At 57.1% G+C, this 8255-nt stretch carries 7 protein-coding genes; 3 read left to right on the top strand and 4 right to left on the bottom strand.

Going from position 1 to position 8255, the window contains the following annotated elements:
* Both QYH43_RS22200 and QYH43_RS22195 read right to left on the bottom strand, forming a co-directional pair.
* Window positions 1-1125 carry a methyltransferase gene (locus tag QYH43_RS22200; protein WP_095057198.1) on the bottom strand — a complete coding sequence of 375 codons (1125 nt, stop codon included), beginning with the start codon at window positions 1123-1125 and terminating at the stop codon, window positions 1-3.
* 175 nt (window positions 1126-1300) lie between these two features.
* Entirely contained in the window at window positions 1301-2014 is a 714-nt protein-coding gene (locus QYH43_RS22195; protein ID WP_301158098.1) for a LuxR C-terminal-related transcriptional regulator, read from the bottom strand.
* A 303-nt stretch (window positions 2015-2317) separates the two neighbouring features.
* On the opposite strand from QYH43_RS22195, the gene QYH43_RS22190 reads away from it, so the two are divergent.
* Window positions 2318-3094 (top strand): ferredoxin--NADP reductase, encoded by a 777-nt coding sequence (locus QYH43_RS22190; protein ID WP_301158097.1) that lies wholly within the window; start codon window positions 2318-2320, stop codon window positions 3092-3094.
* A gap of 46 nt (window positions 3095-3140) precedes the next feature.
* Here the strand turns inward: QYH43_RS22190 and mscL are convergent, their stop codons facing one another.
* Complete coding sequence (gene mscL / locus QYH43_RS22185; protein WP_095057195.1) at window positions 3141-3554, bottom strand: large-conductance mechanosensitive channel protein MscL; 414 nt, start codon at window positions 3552-3554, stop codon at window positions 3141-3143.
* 636 nt (window positions 3555-4190) lie between these two features.
* Between mscL and radA the strand changes: the two genes are divergently transcribed.
* Window positions 4191-5558 carry a DNA repair protein RadA gene (radA, locus tag QYH43_RS22180; RefSeq protein WP_095057194.1) on the top strand — a complete coding sequence of 456 codons (1368 nt, stop codon included), beginning with the start codon at window positions 4191-4193 and terminating at the stop codon, window positions 5556-5558.
* 93 nt (window positions 5559-5651) lie between these two features.
* On the opposite strand, the gene QYH43_RS22175 is transcribed toward radA, so the two are convergent.
* Window positions 5652-6020: a PilZ domain-containing protein gene (locus QYH43_RS22175; protein WP_301158096.1), complete on the bottom strand. Its 369-nt coding sequence runs from the start codon at window positions 6018-6020 to the stop codon at window positions 5652-5654.
* A gap of 157 nt (window positions 6021-6177) precedes the next feature.
* Here QYH43_RS22175 and QYH43_RS22170 point away from each other — a divergent pair, with 157 nt between their 5' ends.
* Complete coding sequence (locus QYH43_RS22170; protein WP_095057192.1) at window positions 6178-8244, top strand: carbon starvation CstA family protein; 2067 nt, start codon at window positions 6178-6180, stop codon at window positions 8242-8244.
* Window positions 8245-8255: the final 11 nt, after the last annotated feature.

The raw sequence follows: 8255 nt of genomic DNA, 5'->3' as shown, positions 1-8255 counted from the left end.
TTACTTGCGTGCCTTGAGGATCACGAATTTCGGATTGGCCGCCACTTGCTCGACACCACGGAACAACCGCGCCAGTTTGCTGTGATAGCCAAGGTGACGATTACCGACGATGTACAGCGCGCCACCCACGACCAACGCTTCCCGGGCCTGCTGAAACATCCTCCAGGCGAGAAAGTCGCCCACGACCTGTTGTTGATGGAAGGGTGGGTTGCACAGCACCACGTCCAGCGATTGCGGTTCCTGCCCGGCCAGACCGTCATCGGCGCGCACGATCACTTCCCGGTCACTCAGCGCCGCGCGCCAGTTTTCGCCGGCCGATTGCACGGCCATGTACGATTCATCCACCAGCGTGTAGTGGGCTTGCGGATTTTGCAGGGCGCTGGCGATAGCCAATACCCCGTTGCCGCAGCCGAGATCGGCGACCCGCGCCGTACCCAGGTTTTTTGGCAGGTGCGGCAAGAAGGCTCGCGTGCCAATGTCCAGGCCTTCGCGACAGAACACATTGGCGTGGTTGAGCAGTTCAATCGCAGGCGTTTCGAGTCGATAACGAGTCGGGTAGGGTGAAGTGGCGGGCGCTTTGGTTTCGGCTGTTGCGATCAATAAACGCGCCTTTTTCACCGCCAACGAGGCTTGCACCGGACCGATGTAACGCTCCAGCAAGTCGCCCGCCGCCCTTGGTAAATGCTTGATCATGGCACCGGCAATCACTTGAGCGCCGGGCGCCAATTGGCTTTGCAGGCGGATCAGTTGCTCTTCCAGCAGTGCCAGGGTTTTCGGTACCCGGACCAGCACGCGATCGAACGGCCCGACCAACGCTTCGCTGGCCGGCACGCTCGCCACGGCATCAAACGCCAAGCCGTTGCGTACAAGGTTTTTTTCCAGCCCCTGTGCGGCCAGGTACGAATCACCACTGCTGATCACCTGGACTTTTCCTGCCAGACTGGCGGCCAAAGCGCCGAAGCTGTCGTTGAGCACCAACACCCGGGTGTCCGCTGTCGGTTGCTGTTCGGCCAGATAGTTGAGCAGGTATTCGTCAGCGGCATCGAAGGCTTGCAGCGGTTCGTTTTGCTGTTCCGGCTGACGGATCAGGTCAAGGTTGGCGAAAGGTGTTTCGAGCAAAGGCATGGGGCGGGGCTCTGGGTTGTCAACGGATGTTCCGCAGCCCGAGGGCGTTGAAGCGGGCGGAGCCGTCCGAGTGTATTGCGTCGCGAAAGGATCACGCGTCATCACTCAGGAAGGTCGCAAATGGTACTTTTTTTTCGGTGGGATTACTCGCAGCTTTTCCCGCAGGTGAGCGTTTTCAGATGGCTCCGGACCTGGTCGCGGCGATGACTGCCGCCATTTTGTTGTTAACGCCTAGCTTCTGGATGACTTTGTGTACATGAAAATTGACTGTGCGTTCACTCAAACTGAGAATCTTGGAGATCTCAAAGGCGGTCTTGCCATCGGCTGACAGCCTCAATACTTCTATTTCCCGCACCGATAATGGTGATGTCTCGAGGCAGGGCGATTTTTTCGGGTGTGTCCGGGCTGCCAAGGCGTGCAGGTGGCGGCTGATGAAAACCGTGAACCCCATGTTTTCATACAGCTCAAAGGCTGAAATCGGGCAGTGGCTTCTTGCCAGGCTCAGGATGCTGAGCAATCCTGTTTCTTCATCGTGGATCGCTTGCGACCAGCCGTGGTGCAAACCTTGATGTTGCAGCGTTTGCCAAAGCCGTGGCACCCGGGAAAAAAGCTCTTCGCTCCAGAGAATCGGCAGCTCGGATTGATTGCAATGGGCTACTATCGGGTTTTTGTGGATGACGCTGTTTGGTTCAGGCGGATGACTCCTCATACGAGGGAAATTGTTCAGGTTCACAATATTTAAATCTGCCGCACTGCTGTTAGACGTTACTGAAAATCCACAAAATTCGTATCCGAGATTCCTGATAAAATTAAGCGACAATCGGTAGGCAGTATTGATCTCTTGTGTATGTGAAAGCGTTTTAAGCTGTGATTCCTTCCAGATCTCCATTCTTGCTCTCCATTTGCGCGAGTCCTCTGGGTGCTTTCTTGGATCCGAAATCCGGCACGCCACGAGTGTAGGATAATTCCTAGCGCAACGCTGTGACTTTTTTGCTCTTGTAAATAAGAAAAAGTACACCTCTGGTTCTTAATCAGAAGAGTACTATTGAAATGCCATCTGACATTTAATGTTGTTATCGAAGGTGATAATTCAATATCAATAACTTACAGGCATTAAAGACATTACAAACTATGGGTGGTTACGCTCCGGACTTTGCGGGACACTGCCCGTATCTGTTGAATGGAGCTCCCCATGACCGCCAGCGAAGAGAAATTCACGCGTCAGACCTTGCTCGACGTACAGCCGTTGACGGAGAACCTGTTCACGTTGCGCACCACCCGTGATACAGGCTTCCGTTTTCGCGCAGGGCAGTTTGCACGGCTGGGGGTTATCAGAGCGGATGGCAGTACGGTATGGCGCGCCTATTCCATGGTGTCATCGCCCTTTGATGAGTTCCTGGAGTTCTTTTCCATCGTCGTCCCGGGAGGCGAGTTCACCAGCGAGCTCAGTCGCCTGGGTGTCGGCGATACACTGCTGGTTGACCGCCAGGCCTTTGGTTACCTGACGCTTGACCGTTTTGTCGACGGGCGTGACCTGTGGCTGTTATCCACCGGCACGGGCATTGCCCCGTTTCTTTCGATACTTCAGGACTTCGAGGTCTGGGAGAAATTTGAGCGCATCATTCTGGTCTACAGCGTGCGTGAAACCCGGGAATTGGCCTATCAGGCGCTGATTGCCGGGCTGGCACAACGAGAGTATCTGGCGGAGTACGCACATAAACTGCAATTCATCGCGACGGTCACGCGCGAACTGCATCCCGGAACCCTGAACGGACGAATCACGACGCTCATCGAAAATGGCGAGCTGGAGCGGGCGGCTGGCGTAGCGCTGAGCCCTGAGCACTCGCGGGTGATGCTGTGCGGTAACCCGCAAATGATCGATGACACACGCAAACTGCTCAAGCAGCGCGACATGCACCTGAGCTTGAGCCGACGACCCGGGCAGGTGGCGGTGGAAAACTTCTGGTAAAAAAAACGGCGCCTCACGGGCGCCGTTTTTTATCCAGCCAATGCATTCAAGGCCTGTTGTTCTGGGCCTTCAGCAGGTCGCGGATCTCGCCCAGCAACTCTTCTTCCTTGGTCGGAACCGGCGGCAGGGAAGGCGCCACGGATTCTTCGCGCTTCAGGCGGTTGATGGCTTTGACACCCATGAAGATCGCGAAGGCGACGATGATGAAGTCGATGATGGTCTGAATGAATTTGCCGTATGAAAGCATCACCGCCGGGGCGGCACCGTCCGCAGCTTTGAGCGTAATCGCCAGGTCACTGAAGTCCACGCCACCGATCAGCATCCCGATTGGCGGCATGATCAGGTCGCCGACAAACGACGTAACGATCTTGCCGAAAGCAGCGCCGATGATGATGCCGACAGCCATGTCGACCACGTTGCCTTTGACCGCGAAGGCCTTGAATTCATTGAGCACGCCCATAGGTTATTTCCTTGTTACAGATGAGATTGATGAGCGCAGTGTAAATCAGCTGATCGCTTCTTGCTCGAAACAACCTCTCACAGCATTAGCGTGCTATCAGCCAGGCCATCGGTGAAAAGGGCACAGGGAGTGCTCGAAGATGGGGCCCGGGTTGTGGACGGCCCTGAAGTTTCATCATGAATGTGCCGAGCGATATTCAGCGCTATCTGGCAGGTTCGGCCATTTGTATTTATTAGGCGTTTAGACGGCTAATTATCTAAAGAGTTAATTTGCGCAAGTGTTGTGAGCGGTGCATTGAGTTGTTGCGCCGCGTGAAGGTTGTAATGGAAAGGTATGAGGTTTGAATGTCTTGTTTAAAATAATTTAAACAAGAAGCGTTCTCTCTGGCTAGTTGTGCAGTGCATATTGAACTGGTCAAAGGTTGTATAGGTTTTGTGTGGGATCCTTGGTGATCATCGTCGGGTTTGTATAGGTTCCGATACAGAGAAGTTATACAAGAGTTAATTGCGCAGTGATCGTGTCTCGATAAATGCCAGTTAAACGGATACATCATTGAACTCCAAAACATCAGTCATCATCCTGCCGCGCTGATGGGCTCAACCTGAGCTATCATCGCGTTTTTTTCCGGGAGTTCCGATGGCCAAGGCCAAGCGCATGTACGGCTGCACCGAGTGCGGCTCAACCTTCCCCAAGTGGGCTGGCCAGTGCGGTGAATGCGGCGCCTGGAACACGCTCACCGAAACCATGGTGGAAAGCGGCGGGGCAGCGGCGCCCAGCGGTCGTACCGGTTGGACCGGCCAGCAGGCGCAGATCAAGACACTGGCAGAGGTCAGCGTCGAGGAGATACCGCGTTTCTCTACCGCGTCCAGCGAACTGGATCGGGTGCTGGGCGGAGGCCTCGTCGACGGTTCGGTCGTGCTGATCGGTGGTGACCCCGGCATCGGCAAGTCAACCATTCTGTTGCAAACCTTGTGCAACCTCGCCAAAAGCATGCCCGCGTTGTACGTCACTGGCGAAGAGTCCCAGCAACAAGTGGCCATGCGTGCCCGGCGACTCGGTTTGCCCCAGGATCAGCTGCGGGTCATGACTGAGACCTGCATTGAAACCATCATCGCCACGGCCCGGGTGGAAAAACCCAAAGTGATGGTGATCGATTCGATCCAGACCATCTTCACCGAGCAACTGCAATCGGCTCCCGGCGGTGTATCCCAGGTGCGCGAGAGTGCGGCGTTGCTGGTGCGTTATGCCAAGCAGAGCGGTACGGCGATTTTCCTGGTTGGCCACGTGACCAAGGAAGGCGCTTTGGCCGGTCCGCGAGTGCTGGAACACATGGTCGACACCGTGTTGTATTTCGAAGGTGAGTCCGATGGCCGTTTGCGCCTGTTGCGGGCGGTGAAGAACCGTTTCGGCGCGGTCAACGAACTGGGCGTTTTCGGCATGACCGACAAAGGCCTGAAAGAAGTCTCCAACCCGTCTGCGATTTTTCTTACCCGTGCTCAGGAAGAAGTCCCGGGCAGTGTGGTCATGGCGACGTGGGAAGGCACCCGGCCGATGCTGGTGGAAGTCCAGGCGCTGGTGGATGACAGCCACCTGGCTAATCCGCGTCGGGTCACGCTCGGGCTGGATCAGAACCGCTTGGCGATGTTGCTGGCGGTGTTGCACCGTCATGGTGGCATCCCCACCCACGATCAGGATGTGTTTCTCAACGTGGTCGGTGGGGTGAAAGTGCTGGAAACCGCGTCAGACCTGGCGTTGATGGCGGCCGTGATGTCCAGCCTACGCAACCGTCCGCTGCCACACGATTTGCTGGTATTCGGTGAAGTCGGGTTGTCCGGTGAAGTCCGTCCGGTGCCGAGCGGTCAGGAGCGCTTGAAAGAAGCCGCCAAGCACGGCTTCAAACGGGCCATCGTGCCCAAGGGCAATGCGCCGAAGGAGTCGCCGGCAGGGTTGCAGATCATTGCCGTGACGCGACTGGAACAGGCCCTCGACGCGCTCTTCGAATAAAATACAGTCCCTGGTAGGAGCTGCCGAAGGCTGCGATCTTTTGATCTTTCTTTATAAGGTCAAAAAAATGCAGCCTTCGCAGGTCCTACGAGATCAGATTTCGATCAGTTCGCCCAACTCGCGTTCAAGCGCCTGCTCGTCGGCCAGGTTGAGCTCGATCAGTCGACGCAGGCGCTCAATGGACTCCAGGCTTATGTGCCGGCAGACGAAGCCGATCTGGCCGTGTTCTTCGTGGGTCAGGTGCACATCCATGAAAATGTTGATGTCTTCGCTCAAATGAATGTCGACTGAAAAGTCCTGCTCATCATTGCCCAGCCAAGGTTCAGGTCGCTTGATCAGCAAGCCCTTGAGCGACACATCAATCAACTTCACCGGCCAGATGTACTCTCCCTGGCTCAGTTCGGTTCGGGCATCGAACACGATACGTTTGAAGCGACGGCGATCGGCAGCGTGCTCGCTCATGGCGCAATCCTCTTGATGTTCGCTGACTATAGACCCGCATTGTCGGTACCTGCCAGCCAGGGCAGGGCTCTAGACCAACGTTGGGTATGGCCTTTGTCGTCAGGAGCGCTAAACTCGTTGTGGCTGTCTTCTTGTCCACTCTGGCTGGAATAAAAAAATGAAAAATAATAATAGCCTGCTACGCCATTTACCCTGGTTGTTGCTGGCAATCATAGGTGCGTGCGCGCTGGGCGTTGTGGCATTACGCAGGGGCGAGGCGATCAACGCCTTGTGGATTGTGGTCGCTGCCGTGGCCATCTATCTGGTTGCGTATCGCTACTACAGTCTGTTCATCGCCAACAATGTGATGCAACTCGACCCGCGACGGGCCACCCCCGCCGTGCTCAACAACGACGGTCTGGACTACGTTCCAACCAACAAACATATCCTTTTCGGTCACCACTTCGCGGCCATCGCCGGCGCGGGGCCATTGGTGGGCCCGGTGTTGGCGGCGCAGATGGGTTATCTGCCCGGCACGCTGTGGCTGATCGCCGGCGTGGTGCTGGCGGGTGCCGTTCAGGACTTCATGGTCCTGTTCATGTCCACCCGTCGCAACGGCCGTTCCCTGGGGGACATGGTCCGCGAGGAAATGGGCCGCATTCCCGGCACCATTGCGCTGTTTGGCTGCTTCCTGATCATGATCATCATCCTCGCGGTGCTGGCATTGATCGTCGTGAAAGCCCTGGCCGAAAGCCCGTGGGGTATTTTCACGGTGATGGCGACCATCCCGATCGCGATGTTCATGGGCATCTACATGCGCTACATCCGACCGGGTCGCATCGGTGAGATCTCGGTGATTGGCGTGCTGTTGCTGCTCGGGTCGATCTGGCTCGGCGGGCAAATTGCTGCGGATCCGGTGTGGGCCAAGGTCTTTACCTTTACCGGCATCCAGATCACCTGGATGCTGATCGGCTACGGTTTTGTCGCGGCGGTATTGCCGGTGTGGCTGATCCTGGCACCGCGTGACTACCTCTCTACCTTCCTGAAAATCGGCACCATCGTCGCCCTGGCGATTGGCATTCTGGTGACCATGCCCGAGCTGAAAATGCCGGCGCTGACCCAGTTCGTCGACGGCACCGGTCCGGTTTGGAAGGGCGGCCTGTTCCCGTTCCTGTTCATCACCATCGCCTGTGGTGCGGTCTCGGGTTTCCACTCGCTGATCGCTTCCGGCACCACGCCGAAGCTGCTGGATAACGAAACCAACGCCCGTTACATCGGGTACGGAGGCATGCTGATGGAGTCGTTCGTCGCCATCATGGCCATGGTCGCCGCGTCGGTGATCGAGCCAGGCGTGTACTTCGCCATGAACAGCCCTCCGGCCGTGGTCGGTGGTGATGTGGTGGCGGTGGCGCAAGCTGTCAGCAGCTGGGGCTTTGCGATTACGCCAGAGGCGTTGCAAGCGGTGGCCCATGACATCGGTGAAACCACGATCCTGGCCCGTGCCGGCGGTGCGCCGACCCTGGCGGTCGGTATCGCGCAGATCCTGCACAGCGTCCTGCCGGGTGAAAACACCATGGCGTTCTGGTACCACTTCGCGATCCTGTTCGAAGCGCTGTTTATCCTGACCGCAGTCGACGCCGGTACCCGTGCCGGGCGTTTCATGCTGCAGGACTTGCTTGGCTCGTTCGTGCCAGCGCTGAAACGCACCGAATCCTGGACCGCCAACCTGATTGCCACCGCCGGTTGTGTGGCGATGTGGGGCTGGTTGCTGTACCAGGGCGTGATCGATCCGCTGGGCGGCATCAACACCTTGTGGCCGCTGTTCGGTATCTCCAACCAGATGCTGGCCGGTATCGCGCTGATGCTCGGCACCGTGGTGCTGATCAAGATGAAGCGCCAGCGGTATGTCTGGGTCACCATGTTGCCGGCCGTGTGGTTGCTGATCTGCACCACCACCGCAGGCTTCATCAAGCTGTTCGACGCCAACCCGGCGATCGGCTTCCTGGCCCTGGCGAAGAAATACAGCGATGCCCTGGCCAACGGCCAGATCCTCGCCCCGGCCAAGAGCGTTGAGCAAATGCAACACGTGATCTTCAACGCCTACACCAACGCAACGCTGACCGCGCTGTTCCTGTTCGTGGTGTTCAGCATCCTGTTCTATGCGCTCAAGGTTGGCATCGCCGCCTGGGGCAAAAAAGAGCGTACGGATAAAGAATCGCCATTCCAGGCACTGCCGGACGCGTAATCGAGGATTTG

The organism is Pseudomonas sp. C32, from assembly GCF_030417915.1.
Lineage (GTDB): Bacteria > Pseudomonadota > Gammaproteobacteria > Pseudomonadales > Pseudomonadaceae > Aquipseudomonas.
Note: the sequence above shows the minus strand (reverse complement) of the source record. Positions and strands in the feature narration are given on the sequence as shown.